This window comes from Roseobacter sp. HKCCD7870, from assembly GCF_037830315.1.
Classification (GTDB): domain Bacteria; phylum Pseudomonadota; class Alphaproteobacteria; order Rhodobacterales; family Rhodobacteraceae; genus M30B80.
In genome coordinates, this window is record NZ_JBBLYO010000001.1 from 1,131,540 (window position 1) to 1,145,117 (window position 13,578).

Consider the following 13,578-nt stretch of genomic DNA (forward strand, 5'->3'; position numbering starts at 1 on the left):
TTATTTAACCGCGCCAAAGGTCAGGCCGCGCACAAGTTGTTTCTGGCTGAACCACCCCATCACAAGAATGGGCGCAATCGCCATGGTCGAAGCTGCCGATAGCTTCGCGTAAAACAGCCCTTCTGGACTAGAATAACTGGCGATGAAGGCCGTCAGCGGGGCCGCATTGGCCGCTGTGAGGTTCAATGTCCAAAACGCCTCGTTCCACGCTAAAATGACATTGAGCAAAATGGTTGAGGCAATTCCTGGAATGGCCATTGGTGTCAGCACATACAGGATTTCCTCGCGCAAGCTCGCGCCATCCATCCGCGCGGCCTCTAGGATCTCGCTCGGGATTTCCTTGAAATAGGTATAGAGCATCCAGACAATGATCGGCAGGTTGATGAGCATCATAACCACAACCAAACCAAAGCGGCTGTCGAGAAGTCCAAGCTCAATGAAGAGCAGGTAAATGGGATAAAGCACCCCAACCGCAGGCAACATTTTGGTGGACAACATCCAAAGCAAGATATCCTTGGTGCGTTTGGAAGGCACAAAGGCCATAGCCCAAGCGGCAGGGATCGCCACCAACAGGCCAAGCGTGGTTGAACCAAACGCGATGATGATCGAATTCCACAGATAGCGGGTGTAGTCCGACCGCTCCTGCACAACGCCATAATTCTCTAGCGTCCAGTCAAAGAAAAAGAATAAAGGCGGGTCATTAATCGCTTGCGCCTCGGTTTTGAAGCTTGTCAGGATCGTCCATAAGATCGGGAAGAAGATCAAAAAGCCAATCGTCCATGCAACCAAAGTATTGATGAGCTTACGGTTTGGAGTGACTGCGCGGGCCATAGCGTTTCCTCCTCACGCGTCCAAATTCTTGCCAACGATGCGCATCAAGAAGACGGCAACAATATTGGCAAGGATGATGGCGTAGACCCCGCCCGCAGACCCCAGACCCACATTCTGGCTTTCCAACACGCGTTGGAAGATCAGGTAGGTCAACGTCCGCGTGCCAAAGGCCCCGCCCGTGGTCACAAAAATTTCGGCGAAAATCGACAGTAAGAAAATCGTCTGGATCAAGATCACAATCGTGATCGCCCGCGCCAAATGCGGCAGCACCAGATTGCAAAACCGTGCAACAGGGCCTGCGCCATCCATTTCGGCGGCCTCTAGTTGCTCAGCATCCAAAGATTGGATCGCGGTTAGCAAAATCAGCGTGGCAAACGGCAGCCATTGCCACGAGACAATCATGATCAGCGATGTAATGGGCACATCCGACAACCACACAACAGGTTCCGCCCCAAAGGCGCGCCACAAATGCGCGAACAGGCCGTTGACGGGATCCATAAAGATATTCTTCCACACCAAAGCCGATACAGTGGGCATAACAAAAAAGGGCGCGATGACCATGATACGCACGACACCCTGCCCCCAAATGGGCTGATCCAACAGCATGGCGAGGAAGATCCCAAGGATGACAGTGATGGCCAAAACCCCCAGCACGATCACAAGGGTGGTTTGAACCGCAGGCCAAAACGAACTTGAGCTGATAAAGCGGATGTAATTCTCAAAGCCGATAAAACCTTGGTCGCCACCGCGCAGCGGCAGATATTGCCGAAACGAAAACCACAAGGTCATGGTCAACGGAACAAGCATCCAACCAAGCAGCAAGATCACGGCAGGGGCCATCATCACACGCGCAGCGGATCGTGAATGTTGGGTGGCCATCGGCAAATCCTTCACGGGACAGACATCGGGTCTGGTCAATATATATTAACAAATACGGAGGCGATGTCGGAAAATGTGGGAGGCGACCTTGAGACGCCTCCCACGTTCTTGGGGAGGTGGGTTACCGCTTAGCGATAGCCCGCAGCTTCCATTGCTTCATTGGTGATGGCTTGTGCTTTTTCCAAAGCCTCATCGATGGACTGCTGGCCTGCATAAACTGCCGAGAATTCTTGGCTCACTTCAGATGCGATGCCCGCAAATTCTGGGATCGCTGCGAACTGAATGCCGACATAGGGGCTTGGCTCAACGGTCGAGTCGTTCGGGTCTGCGGACAAGATCGAACGAAGTGTCATGTCTGCAAATGGAACGTCTGCGTAGTTGGGGTTCTCATAGAGCGAGGTGCGCGCGCCTGGAGGCACGTTTGCCCAACCTTCATTGGCTGCAACCAATTCGATATATTCTTTGGAAGTCGCCCATTCGATGAACTGCTTGGCTGCATCTGCTTGCTGTGTGCCCGCAGGGATAGCCAAGGCCCAAGCCCAGAGCCAGTTGGAACGCTTGCCAAGGCCATTATCAGGTGCCAGGGCAAAACCTACGTGATCTGCAACAGTCGAGTCATTGGGGTTGGTGACGAAGGATGCCGCAACAGTCGCGTCAATCCACATACCGCACTTGCCCTGCTGGAACAGCGACAGGTTCTCGTTGAAGCCGTTGGTGGCATAGCCCGCAGGGCCCGAGTCAGTCATCATGCCAACAAAGAATTCCAACGTGTCACGCCATGGCTGTGTGTCGAACTGTGCGTTCCAGTCCATGTCAAACCAACGTGCGCCAAACGAGTTGGACATTGCAGTGATGAAAGCGCCGCCTTCACCCCAGCCTGCCTTACCACGCAGACAGATGCCGTTGATGTCATTTGCGCGATCTGTCATCGCTGCCGCCGCTTCGCGGATGAAGGCCCAAGTTGGCGCTTCTGGCATTTCCAGACCCGCTGCTTCCATCAGGTCTGTGCGATACATCACCATCGAGCTTTCGCCGTAGAAAGGTGCCGCGTACAGCGTGCCATCATGGCTCAAACCGCCTGCCATTGCAGGCAGAAGGTCAGCCACATCGTATTCGGCGCTGAGGTCGTCCAAAGGCACAAGCCAGTCATTAGAACCCCAGATCGGCGCCTCATACATGCCGATGGTCATGATGTCGAACTGGCCACCATTTGTGGTGATGTCGGTGGTCACGCGCTGACGCAGCACGTTTTCCTCAAGGGTCACCCACTCAACATTGATACCAGTTTGTTCTGTGAATGTATCCGTATAGCCCTGCATACGGATCATATCGCCATTGTTTACGGTTGCGATTGTGATGGTCTGCGCCATCGCAGCACCAGCAGTCAGCACAGACAAAGCTGTCGCTGCAAGCAACGAGCGTTTCATAATCATCCTACTCCTCCCAAGGATTCTATTCAGTAGCCAGACGTTACTGACAAGACTTGTTTCCCGTCAATAAAAAAATTTACGCGTGTAAATTTTTATCTTAGCCCTTGATAACCTTGGATTATGCCGAAGCGCGCATAATCAACTCGCCATCAAACAGCGTCACTTGTCGGGTATCGCCGCGCTCGCCCGACTCGATCAAAGCCATCATTGTCTCAACGCTTTTCGTGGCAATGCGCGCATAATCATGCGAGATCGTGGTCAAGGTCGGGCAGGTAAACCGCGCCACGGGGTGGTTGTCATGCCCCGCCACCCGCAACGCGCAATCCGCCTCGCGCCCCACGCGCAAACCCAATTCATAAGCCGCCGCCAAAAAGCCAATGGCCAAGCGGTCATTGCTACAGAAAATCGTATTGCTTGAAAAGGCGCGTTCCATGATCACCCGCCGCCCTTCGTTATAACCGATCTCCTCGAGCGCCCACCCTTCCCCATGGGCCTGCACGACCTGTGGTGCGAACCCCAATCGCTCCATCGCGCCGATATAGGCCAAGCGGCGTTTATTGGCATTTGGGTTGGGCGGCTTGCGCATCTCGAAAAATACGGGCGGCTCGCCTGTGCGGGTCAGATACTCAACCATCTTATCGGTTGCTTGTTCGTTGTTGTGACCCACGAAGGCCTCGCCAATCCCCTCAATATTGGCATCAAAATTTACTGTGGGCACATCAGCGCAAAAGCCTTCCAACGCCGCCCGATCAGAGGCGCGCCCAAGCGGGGCCAATAAAACAGCCGCAGGCTTAATCGCGCGTAGTGCGTCCAAATTGCCAACCTCAAGCTGCGGATCGCCATGCGAGCTAAGCAAAATTGGGCGAAACCCCTGCGCAATTACCAATGTCTCGATCCGCCTTGCGATTTCGGCAAAAAACGGATCTGCCAGATAGGGCAAAACAATGCCGATATTCTTCGTCAGCTTGCGGTTTTGGTTCACCGCAAAGATATTGGGACGATAATTGCTTTCCTCCAACGCCTGCTCAATTTTGGCGCGGGTGGCGGGGCGGACGCTTTCGGGGTCGTGAAAATATTTTGACACAGTCGGACGCGACACCCCGCAAAAGGCGGCAAACTCCTCCATGTTGCGCACGGGCCGATCTTCCATTTGTCTCACTTTCAATTTTTTACCAAGCTTTACGTTTTCTTATCGCGCGGAAAAAATCAAGACTTGAGAAACTCTCCGATACGGCCCGCAGTTTAACCTGACGCCTTGCCTTTCCTGCCACGGCACTAAGTCAGCGGGACTGACTTGATTTAGGAGGCGAGGATGAATGACCAATCAATGACCCGCGACATGGTGCAACAAGGTCAAATTGATCTCAAAGCGCGCTATGCCCACTCACAGGCATCACTCAAACAAGAACAGCTGAAACGCGAAGCGGCGGGCTATGCAGTCGGTGCGTTTTTGGGGTGGTTTGGTGAAATGACCACCGGCAAAGGCCCGCTAGCCTGCGCCGTGTGCCTGTCGAAAGCGGCCTGTGCAACTTTTGCAATCGCGGCCCCAATCTATTTTCTGTCGCAGATGCTGTAATCATAGGCGAGATCAAAACACGATGCGACAGGGGGCCAGAGATGGCTCCCTGTCCATTTAGAGCAACCTTTTTTGGTTTACGCGAAAGCTGTTATGCGCGAGACAGGTGTTCGATAGCTCTGTGGCCCCTGCCACGCCTGCGTGACGAATGCGGAACTGTGCAAACAGAAAATCGCGAAAACAACCCACCCTGCGCCAGATCAAAACCTTTACCGCAGAATATGTGCCCATCGAAGATCGCGTTCGCCTCAATTGCGTGGATGCGCAAGGCATGACCTTTGCGTTTTGGCTGACCCGCCGATTGAGCGATAATTTTGTGACTGTCGCCGCAGATAAAATCGCAGAGGTCGCCACCAAAAAGGGCCTCGGCGGTGCGTCTGCGCATAGCGCAACCCTGAACCAACTTGAACAACAGGTGGTCCGACAAGAACGCGCCGCCGCCCCAAGCGTGGCGCCCGTGAAACTTGCCGATGATCAGCACGCGTGGCTTTGCCATACAATCGACTTTGTCCCGACGAATGATGGCTTTAACCTGCTGTTCAAATCGCACCAAGACATTGCGGAAATCTATGCGATGTCCCTCTCGATCCAAGATTTTCGTAACGTGCTTGATGTGCTGTTTCGCTCTTATGCAAAAGCCACATGGGCCACCGCCGCCTTCCCCAACTGGCTGCGCGAAAATGACAAGATCGACCCATCCATCTCGCTGCTGAACTAACGCAGCGGCAACATCCAAACGACCCCACCAAAACAGCAGGCCCGACCTTATACCGCCAAATAAAGGAAGATGGCGGAGACGATGGGATTATCCCTCAAGTCTCATAAAATCTTTTTAAATAAGGGTTTTTTGCTGCTTTTGAATTGACGCTTGGGTTCCGATTTGGGTTCCCAGTCATCTAACATCGAACCTTTTTTGTCTTGGATACAGGGGCAGAAACCGAGGCGAGACGATTCTAAAGTCGGATTTCCAAGGGTTCCCAGAATCTGCATGCGCTGTAGACGCATATGTTTCTAAACATTGACTGGATCTCTTCACAGGAAGCCATGACGATGTCACACTCACTAGTGACGAGCTTGTCGCTCCAGCTATGGCGGGTAAACTGAATGGCACGGTTTTGGTGGGTAAATCATAAACAAACTGCCAAAGATGAAATTGGTGGGTCATTTCTGTGGTCGCCAAAAACTAAATCAAATGGCTCAAGGAATTACTTCTACGACACAATGATTGAAGCCATGGCAGGTGACCTTGTGCTTAGCTATGCGGGCGGCAAAATTGCTCATTTCGGCGTTGTCTTGGAGGTCGCGTATGATGAACAACAACCCGACTTCATGGGAAGAGGTGGCGACAACTGGTCAAAGGACGGTTGGTTTTTACCTGTAAGTTGGCAGCAGCTTTCGCCTCCCGTGGCTCCCAAGCTAATCTGGGATGAGATTAGCCATTTATTCCCTGACAAATACAGTCCTCTTGATCGCCAAGGTAACGGCAATCAGGGATGTTATTTAACCGAGATTTCAGAACCGCTTTTTCAAACAATCGTTGCCTGTAGCTTGGAGCGAAACCCAGCCCTGTTTGCAAAAGCAATGACTACAGTTGCGGGTAACCAACTTGCTAACTTTGGATCTCATAGAAAGACAACTGAGGTAGCACGAGTTGTGCAGCAAAGAATTGGTCAATTAGAGTTCAGACGTGCAGTTCTAAGCAAAGAACAAAATTGTCCGATTACTGGTGTTGGTGATCCCGCATTTCTTAGGGCTAGTCACATTAAGCCTTGGCGTGACTGCGAAAGTGCTGACGAAAGGCTCGACCCTTCAAATGGCCTAGCACTAGCTCCCCACATCGACCTGCTATTTGATCAAGGTTATGTCTCGTTTGATTTTGATGGCTGTCTAATGTTGTCTGCATCCTGTCCACCGATGCTGCCAATCCAGTGGAATTTTGAAGTGATGTTAGGAAAGCCACTGATCAGCGTTGATCCTAGGCGCAAACGATATCTGCGTCATCACCACAAGTATGTTTACAAGAAATAACTCACCTGCCCTCCAAGGAGATCATTGATGCCCAAAGGTTACATCATCGGTTTGGTAACTGTGACTAATCCTGAGCCATATAAGCCTTACATGGAGCAGACTGGGGCTTTGGTCGCTGAGTATGGTGGTCGTTATCTCGTCCGTGGCGGTGATAAGAATGTGGTAGAGGGCAAACTAGGCCACGACAGAATGGTAGTCATTGAGTTCCCAAGCATTGAGGTGGCTCAGGAGTTCTACGATGATCCCCGTTATGTGGAAGTCCGCAAGGCACGACAAGAGAACTCAGATGGCGTTATCATTCAGGTTGTGGGCTACGATCCTACCTGAGGCCCCCTCACAGTGGAAATAAGGCCTCCCTACGATGTAAATGAGCAGAGAGGCAGGATGCTGACTACTCTCTTCTGATACGCATCTGAGAGCTACAGATAAGCGAAAGCAAAGATACTTGGATTTATCCCTTATCGCCTAACAGTTATGAAGAAATATGCGGAAGATTAAGCTGTTAAGATTGATTACTCAGGTAAGAGAAATATTGAATTAGTATGGGGCTAAAGTATATCTCTGTAGCCTTATTACACCCCTAATAATCACTACTTCAGCTTACTCTACTTATGAGGGGAACGAAGGTGTATAGCACGCCTTTTCTTATGGGTTACGGTAACCGCTGAACTCACGCTTTTCTTCACCTAAACGCTCTACGGAAAATGCTGGCGCAATGGGTGTCCAACCCTGCTCTTTACAGTAGTCAACAAATACTCGCTGGATCTGCTTCCCAACATCTAGCTCTTCGTCCCTTTGGCATATCAAGCAATCATGCAGGATAAAGATTGGTTGCTTCATGCTCTCCACCGTCCTCAGCATGATCTCACTTTCGTGGTATGCCAAAGTAAGGCTATCAAGCTCATCCTTCTTGAGGATCTGAAGGCATTTGAATTTCGGGGTGATGAAGTTCTTGCGGATATGCGTGAACTGCTCTTGGCTCATACCAATATCTTTGCACATTCCTCCCCTCGTGTAGTGCTTGGGTGTTCCAGCGCCGATGGTTTCATTGATGATCGCCTTCACTTCAGATCTGTTGTCCCAACCACAGTCGTAAGGATCTTTGAAGCGGGTCGTGAACGGGATCTCACCTGACATGGCGGCTAGTATGGTCACGAACATCCCACTGACATCAACTTCACCAACAGATCTTCCGTCTATTGTGCTTCGTAGCCGCTCTTCTGGCCTCATGTTTGTCTAAGCGCCATAGAAACGCCCACCTCTGGTCAGAGCAGCATTATTGAAGCGCCTTGGGGCCACGAACATCGCTTGATCACCGTAAACCAGTGGGCTGACCTTCCATCTTGCCCAGAGCGCACGCACCCGTTCATCAATATGATCAGCTTGTAATTTACTGCGTGAGGATGAAGTGCTGGCGGCATAAACCAGTTCTGTTGACTGTAGCGACAGCCCTTTAGCTAGATCAGGCACGCACTCCGACACTCTGTAGCCGTTACAAACGCCCCACTCTTCGTAGATATTGCGTTTGGCTTCTGCTGTATAAGAAATCCAACCATGCTCGACCAAGGCCTCCTTCAAGCTCTCAGCGATCTTGTAGCCAACGCTGGAGCGCCTTCTCCAGTAGCCCTCGTCATGAGGCCAGCCAATAATCAAAGAGCCTCCACGGCGCTCTACACGTCCCTGAAGACGCATGGATTGCATCAGGAAGCTACAGAGTAATACAGACAGCTTTCTCAAGCTGGACGGTCTGGTGTTTACAAATCCTAAATCGGATAGATGTCTGCTTATTACTTCTTCCGTTGCGTCATCAGCAGGTTCGACCACAGGTGACAACACCTCCCGATATTCATGGATCGGAAAGAACCGCATGTCGTCTGGGCCAAGGAGCTTTGTCATTTTTACCTAACACCCATGACAATTAATTCATTGAGATAATGACTATCATTTTGGAATTAACTCTTGCAATCACAGTGACAGTCGACAACCCTACAATCAAACAACAATTACTGGAGAAGTCGAATGCCATTGTCGTTAACAAAAGCAATAGCCATTGCTGCTGTAGGTCTTACAGTTTCTGGATGTGCAACTATTGTTAATGATCCTACAGTGCCGCTTACACTCTCCTTTAGCAACGGCGATAGCGGCTCATGTAGCTTAACCAATACTAGAGCAAGTTATCAGGTAGACGTGCCTTCAACTACCAACGTAAGGCGTTCAAGAAGTAATATTAATTACAGTTGTCAAACAGACTCTGGCAGACAAGTTACTGGCTCAATTCCAAGCTCAATGGAAAGTGGGAAAGTAGTCGCAAGCGTAATCTTTTTTGATCTTGGCATAACAGACTCGATCACTGAAAAAGGTCGGACATACCCCGCTAGCTTCGTAATTCCCGTCCAATAAGTGTTGGTGGTTGAACCTATGAAATTGAAGCTAGTCTTTTCTTATTTGGCTGTAGTGTCGACTTTGGTTGGTTGCGGATCACTTGCGCCCAATACTGATGCTTCATCTGGGATCAATGTTGCGGGTGCAACAGAGGTAGTAGGTGAAATGGCTATTCTAGTCGACAATGTTCCCAACGGCGTTACCCAAGCAAGAATTACAGGCCTTTCGTGCAAGAACAAGTTATGGGATCCAGCCCCAAGCGATGAAGCAGCGATCTCAGTGCTTCGCCAGCAAGCCGCACAAGCAGGATATCAGTCAGTATCCCTTGTCAGCACTGCCCCAATGGACGATCCAATATCCATCAACTGCTGGTCAGCCATTGAAGCTATAGGCGTTGCTTTCTGAGTTTGAAGAACAGAACAAGTCTTTGCTTTGGGGCCTGAGGGGAACTTCAGGTTCGAATGTTGGCATCAATGCAGGTCAGTCAGCAGGTCAAACGATCTTTCACGTCCACGTGCATCTGATCCCACGCAGAAATGGAGATGTAGAGAACCCTCGTGGTGGTGTGCGTGGGGTTATTCCGAACAAGCAGAGTTATTGATTGTCGTTAGACGGGTCGGCGGAGACGTGGCCGAGTGGTCGAAGGCGCTCCTGATTCCGAGGTATGTGACCTATACGCAACAACACCGAATAATCCGCCAAAAGACGCTGCCTCAGCAATAGGCATCAGAGGTGGTAAATGTAGGTGGTTTTTCTAACCTTCGGAGCCACAAATAATTTATATTTTAGTTACTTAGGATAGTGGCGGAGACGATGGGATTCGAACCCACGAGACGGTTTCCCGTCTACTCCCTTAGCAGGGGAGCGCCTTCGACCACTCGGCCACGTCTCCGCCGACCCGTCTAACGACATGGGCGCGCAGGGGCAAGGGGGGAAATCGTGAGAAATGCGATAGGGTATTGGCAAAGCCCTTGCCGCGCGCGTGGCGACAGACGTAAGCTGATCCTGCCAAACTAGAATTTATCGGGGTATCGCTTGTGAAGGCTTGGGAAGATTTGGTCGGGGGCGACCTGACGCCCGCAGAGGTGAAGTTGATCCAGGCGTGCCTTGCGGGGCAGCCATGCGGTCTTGGCGAAGACAGGCCTGATGCGCCATCGGATATGACTAAAATCCGCGCACCCGTCCTCAAGGCGCTGATCACAGACAGCCTTCGCGACCAGCCGACCACGGATATCGGGGTGCATCTGGAGGGGCCTATATTAGCGGCCTGCTCAACCTTTGGATGTCCCGCGCCAAGGGCCTGACAGGTCTGTTGAAATGCCGCTTTGACCATGGTCTTGAGGCCATGCAGGCCCAATTTGAGATTCTTAATCTTTCGGGATCCGATCTTCCCGCACTCAACGCCCCAGGCGCGCGGGTGAAGAGCGGTGTTTTCCTCAGCGACAAGTTCCACGCTAAGGGAAAGGTCAGCCTGTCGGGGGCCGAAATCGGCGGGCAGTTGAACTGCGAAGACGGGCGGTTTGAAAACCCCAAAGGGGATGCGCTGAACGCCCAAGGCGCGCAGGTGAGGGATGGGCTTTTCTTTCGCAACGTCGAGGTGACAGGCGGGTTTGTTGATCTGAGCTCTGCCCATGTGGGTACTTTATGTGATGATCTTATCTGATGGCCCGAAGTCGCGCGCGTGATCCTTGAGGGGCGCGTTCCTTGACGGGTTCACCTATGATCGGATCATTGGCGCGCCGACCGATAGCGCGATGCGGTTGCAATGGTTGGAACGCGGGGATCAGATTGGGGGTAATTTCTTCCCCCAACCCTATACCCAACTCGCCAAAACCCTGCGTAATATGGGGCATGAGCGTGGGGCGCGGGATGTTTTGGTGGCGCGAGATCGAAAAATCGCCGCTGCGGAATGGACGCGCGCGCCCAAAATATGGTTGGAGCGGTGACCCTTGGACATTGCTTAAGGCGGTGTTGTCACGCGCTGTCGCCTGTGCCTCTTACCTTCTGATCGACTATGGCCACCGCCCGCTAAAGGCCCTTTGGTCGTTGCTTGCATTGTGGCTGATCGCCACCATGCTTGCCCATTTTGCGTGGAAAGCGGGCGATATGGTGCCCAATTCCGATGTGATCCTGACATCCGAAAATTGGGCGGCGGTGCATGATGCGGATCACCCCGCGATGGCGTGGGAAGCCACCCCCGAAGGGGCGTCTTGGGAAACATTCAACCGCTATGCTTGGGCGGCGTATGTGGTCATCCCGATCCTTGATTTCGGCCAAACGCAGGCTTGGACACCTACCACCGCGCGCGGATGGGCGGGATGCACGCTTTGGTGGGGGAAATGGGTGCTGTCTGCCGCAGGTTGGATCGTCCTTGCCTTCGCCGCCGCAGGGGTCACGGGGGTGGCGAGGCGGGATTAGGCGTTGAAGAGGAAATGCAGCACATCGCCATCTTTAACGATATAGCTTTTGCCCTCGACCCGCATTTTGCCTGCGTCCTTGGCGGCAACCTCGCCGCCCAAGGTGACATAATCCTCATAGGCGATGGTTTCGGCGCGGATGAAGCCGCGCTCGAAATCGCCGTGGATCACGCCAGCGGCCTGTGGCGCGGCGGTGCCGTGGCGGATCGTCCATGCGCGGGCCTCTTTCGGGCCAACGGTGAAAAAGGTTTCCAATGCCAGAAGGTCATATCCCGCACGAATAAGGCGGTCGAGACCTGCCTCCTCTAGCCCCATTTCGCCCAAGAACACGGCGGCATCCTCGGCGGGTAATTGGCTGATTTCTTCCTCAATCGCGGCAGAGATGACGACCGAAGCCGCCCCTTGCGCCTTGGCCATCTCCTCAACCCGCGCGGAGAGGTCATTGCCCGTGGCGGCGGAGGCCTCGTCCACATTGCAAACATATAGCACGGGCTTGGTGGTCAGAAGTTGCAACATCTTCCACGCTTTCGCGTCATCCTCTGCCACCTCGACCATGCGGGCGGGTTTGCCCTGCTCTAGCATGGCCTGCGCCTCTTTCAAAAGGCGCTCTTGCTGCACCGCCTCTTTGTCGCCACCGCGCACTTTTCGGGTCAGGTTTTGCAGGCGTTTCTCGATGCTTTCGAGATCAGCGAGCATCAGTTCGGTTTCGATGGTCTCAGCATCGGCCACGGGGTCAACGCGGCCTTCCACATGGGTCACATCATCATCAATGAAGCAGCGCAACACTTGGGCGATGGCATCGGTCTCGCGAATATTGGCTAAGAATTGGTTGCCCAACCCCTCGCCTTTAGAGGCCCCGCGCACGAGGCCCGCAATATCGACAAAGGTCATGCGGGTTGGAATGATCTGTTTTGAGCCTGATATCGCGGCCAATTTCTCAAGGCGTGGGTCAGGCACGGCAACATCGCCCACATTCGGCTCGATGGTGCAAAAGGGGAAATTCGCGGCCTGTGCGGCTGCGGTTTTGGTCAAGGCATTGAACAGCGTGGATTTCCCAACATTGGGCAGACCCACGATTCCCATTTTGAAACCCATTGCAAGCGACCTCCGTGATGCGCGTTGGCTGCCTTCTAGGGCGAAGTGCGCGGCGGGGCAATGGCCCGAACCCGTCAGGCCCCATTGATTTCCGCCGCTATTTGCCGCAAACCCCAAACGAACGATTTCGCGGGAGGCACCTATGACACGGATCGACACCACTTTTGCGCGGCTGGCCCAAGAGGGCAAGAAGGCCTTTGTCGCCTATGTCATGGCGGGCGATCCTGATTACGACACCTCGCTTGAGTTGATCAAAGCCCTGCCTGCGGCGGGTGTGGATATCATCGAATTGGGCCTGCCCTTTACCGATCCGATGGCGGATGGCTCGACCATTCAGCTTGCGGGACAGCGCGCGCTTGAAGGGGGGCAGACCCTCGACAAAACGCTGCAAATGGCGCGTGAGTTGCGCAAAACCGATAATGACACGCCGATTGTGATGATGGGATATTACAACCCGATTTACAGCCGCGGTGTGGATCGCTTTTTGGAGCAAGCCAAAGAGGCGGGCATTGACGGCTTGATCATCGTTGACTTGCCCCCCGAAGAAGACAGCGAGCTGTGCATTCCCGCGCAAAACGCAGGGTTGAATTTCATCCGTCTGGCGACACCGACCAGTGATGATAAACGGCTGCCCAAGCTGTTGGAAAACACATCGGGCTTTATCTACTATGTTTCGATCACAGGCATCACAGGGGCTGCCAATGCGCAGGCGGGTGATGTTGGGCCAGAGGTGGCACGGATCAAATCGCAGACCGATCTGCCCGTGATTGTAGGCTTTGGGATCAAAACGCCTGAGGCCGCCGAAGCGATTGCCGGCGTTGCCGATGGGGCGGTCGTGGGGTCAGCGATTGTCAGCCTGATTGAGCAGGGAAAATCCGTGCCAGAGATCACCGCCTTTGTGAAATCCTTGGCCGATGGGGCGCATCGCGCCAATTGATTG

At 52.9% G+C, this 13,578-nt stretch carries 18 protein-coding genes and 1 tRNA gene; 11 read left to right on the forward strand and 8 right to left on the reverse strand.

Going from position 1 to position 13,578, the window contains the following annotated elements; genetic code table 11:
- The 4 genes from AAC637_RS05700 to AAC637_RS05715 form a co-directional block, all read right to left on the reverse strand.
- Positions 1-831 carry a carbohydrate ABC transporter permease gene (locus AAC637_RS05700; RefSeq protein ID WP_340302685.1) on the reverse strand — a complete coding sequence of 277 codons (831 nt, stop codon included), beginning with the start codon at positions 829-831 and terminating at the stop codon, positions 1-3.
- A 12-nt stretch (positions 832-843) separates the two neighbouring features.
- Positions 844-1,710, reverse strand: coding sequence for a carbohydrate ABC transporter permease (locus tag AAC637_RS05705; RefSeq protein WP_340302686.1), 867 nt, complete (start codon positions 1,708-1,710; stop codon positions 844-846).
- 128 nt (positions 1,711-1,838) lie between these two features.
- Complete coding sequence (locus AAC637_RS05710) at positions 1,839-3,143, reverse strand: ABC transporter substrate-binding protein (RefSeq protein ID WP_340302687.1); 1,305 nt, start codon at positions 3,141-3,143, stop codon at positions 1,839-1,841.
- Positions 3,144-3,258: 115 nt separating this feature from the next.
- Positions 3,259-4,290 (reverse strand): LacI family DNA-binding transcriptional regulator, encoded by a 1,032-nt coding sequence (locus AAC637_RS05715; RefSeq protein ID WP_340302688.1) that lies wholly within the window; start codon positions 4,288-4,290, stop codon positions 3,259-3,261.
- Between the two features lie 162 nt (positions 4,291-4,452).
- Here AAC637_RS05715 and AAC637_RS05720 point away from each other — a divergent pair, with 162 nt between their 5' ends.
- The 4 genes from AAC637_RS05720 to AAC637_RS05735 all read left to right on the forward strand — a co-directional run bounded on the left by AAC637_RS05720 (position 4,453) and on the right by AAC637_RS05735 (position 7,071).
- Entirely contained in the window at positions 4,453-4,716 is a 264-nt protein-coding gene (locus AAC637_RS05720) for a hypothetical protein (RefSeq protein WP_340302689.1), read from the forward strand.
- Positions 4,717-4,864: 148 nt separating this feature from the next.
- Positions 4,865-5,434: a hypothetical protein gene (locus AAC637_RS05725; protein WP_340302690.1), complete on the forward strand. Its 570-nt coding sequence runs from the start codon at positions 4,865-4,867 to the stop codon at positions 5,432-5,434.
- A gap of 386 nt (positions 5,435-5,820) precedes the next feature.
- Positions 5,821-6,744, forward strand: coding sequence for an HNH endonuclease (locus tag AAC637_RS05730; protein ID WP_340302691.1), 924 nt, complete (start codon positions 5,821-5,823; stop codon positions 6,742-6,744).
- A 27-nt stretch (positions 6,745-6,771) separates the two neighbouring features.
- The gene (locus AAC637_RS05735; protein WP_340302692.1) at positions 6,772-7,071 is read left to right on the forward strand and encodes a DUF1330 domain-containing protein; all 300 of its coding nucleotides are present in this window, start codon (positions 6,772-6,774) and stop codon (positions 7,069-7,071) included.
- A gap of 318 nt (positions 7,072-7,389) precedes the next feature.
- Here the strand turns inward: AAC637_RS05735 and AAC637_RS05740 are convergent, their stop codons facing one another.
- Both AAC637_RS05740 and AAC637_RS05745 read right to left on the reverse strand, forming a co-directional pair.
- Positions 7,390-7,974 (reverse strand): hypothetical protein, encoded by a 585-nt coding sequence (locus tag AAC637_RS05740; protein ID WP_340302693.1) that lies wholly within the window; start codon positions 7,972-7,974, stop codon positions 7,390-7,392.
- A 6-nt stretch (positions 7,975-7,980) separates the two neighbouring features.
- The gene (locus AAC637_RS05745; protein WP_340302694.1) at positions 7,981-8,640 is read right to left on the reverse strand and encodes a hypothetical protein; all 660 of its coding nucleotides are present in this window, start codon (positions 8,638-8,640) and stop codon (positions 7,981-7,983) included.
- A 510-nt stretch (positions 8,641-9,150) separates the two neighbouring features.
- On the opposite strand from AAC637_RS05745, the gene AAC637_RS05750 reads away from it, so the two are divergent.
- Complete coding sequence (locus AAC637_RS05750; protein ID WP_340302695.1) at positions 9,151-9,531, forward strand: hypothetical protein; 381 nt, start codon at positions 9,151-9,153, stop codon at positions 9,529-9,531.
- Positions 9,532-9,553: 22 nt separating this feature from the next.
- Complete coding sequence (locus tag AAC637_RS05755) at positions 9,554-9,727, forward strand: HIT family protein (protein WP_340303157.1); 174 nt, start codon at positions 9,554-9,556, stop codon at positions 9,725-9,727.
- A 201-nt stretch (positions 9,728-9,928) separates the two neighbouring features.
- On the opposite strand, the gene AAC637_RS05760 is transcribed toward AAC637_RS05755, so the two are convergent.
- A tRNA-Ser gene (locus AAC637_RS05760) sits at positions 9,929-10,018 on the reverse strand.
- A gap of 145 nt (positions 10,019-10,163) precedes the next feature.
- Between AAC637_RS05760 and AAC637_RS05765 the strand changes: the two genes are divergently transcribed.
- Genes AAC637_RS05765 through AAC637_RS05780 form a run of 4 tightly spaced genes read left to right on the forward strand, consistent with a single transcriptional unit; the run spans position 10,164 to position 11,544 of the window.
- A complete protein-coding gene (locus tag AAC637_RS05765) occupies positions 10,164-10,430 on the forward strand; it encodes a hypothetical protein (protein WP_340302696.1) in 267 nt (88 codons plus the stop codon).
- Positions 10,409-10,789 (forward strand): hypothetical protein, encoded by a 381-nt coding sequence (locus tag AAC637_RS05770; RefSeq protein ID WP_340302697.1) that lies wholly within the window; start codon positions 10,409-10,411, stop codon positions 10,787-10,789. Before AAC637_RS05765 ends, AAC637_RS05770 begins: the two co-directional genes overlap by 22 nt.
- Positions 10,790-10,814: 25 nt before the next feature.
- A complete protein-coding gene (locus AAC637_RS05775; protein WP_340302698.1) occupies positions 10,815-11,072 on the forward strand; it encodes a hypothetical protein in 258 nt (85 codons plus the stop codon).
- Between the two features lie 25 nt (positions 11,073-11,097).
- A complete protein-coding gene (locus AAC637_RS05780; protein ID WP_340302699.1) occupies positions 11,098-11,544 on the forward strand; it encodes a hypothetical protein in 447 nt (148 codons plus the stop codon).
- Here AAC637_RS05780 and ychF read toward each other — a convergent pair.
- The gene (gene ychF / locus AAC637_RS05785; protein ID WP_340302700.1) at positions 11,541-12,638 is read right to left on the reverse strand and encodes a redox-regulated ATPase YchF; all 1,098 of its coding nucleotides are present in this window, start codon (positions 12,636-12,638) and stop codon (positions 11,541-11,543) included. The genes AAC637_RS05780 and ychF overlap by 4 nt on opposite strands.
- 142 nt (positions 12,639-12,780) lie before the next feature.
- Here ychF and trpA point away from each other — a divergent pair, with 142 nt between their 5' ends.
- Positions 12,781-13,575 (forward strand): tryptophan synthase subunit alpha, encoded by a 795-nt coding sequence (trpA, locus tag AAC637_RS05790; RefSeq protein ID WP_340302701.1) that lies wholly within the window; start codon positions 12,781-12,783, stop codon positions 13,573-13,575.
- The last annotated feature ends 3 nt before the right edge of the window (positions 13,576-13,578 follow it).

Coding starts and splice junctions, on each gene's coding strand:
- AAC637_RS05700 (WP_340302685.1), bottom strand. CDS start 831: ATGGCCCGCGCAGTCACTCCAAACCGTAAGCTCATCAATACTTTGGTT.
- AAC637_RS05705 (WP_340302686.1), bottom strand. CDS start 1,710: ATGGCCACCCAACATTCACGATCCGCTGCGCGTGTGATGATGGCCCCT.
- AAC637_RS05710 (WP_340302687.1), bottom strand. CDS start 3,143: ATGATTATGAAACGCTCGTTGCTTGCAGCGACAGCTTTGTCTGTGCTG.
- AAC637_RS05715 (WP_340302688.1), bottom strand. CDS start 4,290: ATGGAAGATCGGCCCGTGCGCAACATGGAGGAGTTTGCCGCCTTTTGC.
- AAC637_RS05720 (WP_340302689.1), top strand. CDS start 4,453: ATGAATGACCAATCAATGACCCGCGACATGGTGCAACAAGGTCAAATT.
- AAC637_RS05725 (WP_340302690.1), top strand. CDS start 4,865: ATGCGGAACTGTGCAAACAGAAAATCGCGAAAACAACCCACCCTGCGC.
- AAC637_RS05730 (WP_340302691.1), top strand. CDS start 5,821: ATGGCACGGTTTTGGTGGGTAAATCATAAACAAACTGCCAAAGATGAA.
- AAC637_RS05735 (WP_340302692.1), top strand. CDS start 6,772: ATGCCCAAAGGTTACATCATCGGTTTGGTAACTGTGACTAATCCTGAG.
- AAC637_RS05740 (WP_340302693.1), bottom strand. CDS start 7,974: ATGAGGCCAGAAGAGCGGCTACGAAGCACAATAGACGGAAGATCTGTT.
- AAC637_RS05745 (WP_340302694.1), bottom strand. CDS start 8,640: ATGACAAAGCTCCTTGGCCCAGACGACATGCGGTTCTTTCCGATCCAT.
- AAC637_RS05770 (WP_340302697.1), top strand. CDS start 10,409: ATGTCCCGCGCCAAGGGCCTGACAGGTCTGTTGAAATGCCGCTTTGAC.
- ychF (WP_340302700.1), bottom strand. CDS start 12,638: ATGGGTTTCAAAATGGGAATCGTGGGTCTGCCCAATGTTGGGAAATCC.
- trpA (WP_340302701.1), top strand. CDS start 12,781: ATGACACGGATCGACACCACTTTTGCGCGGCTGGCCCAAGAGGGCAAG.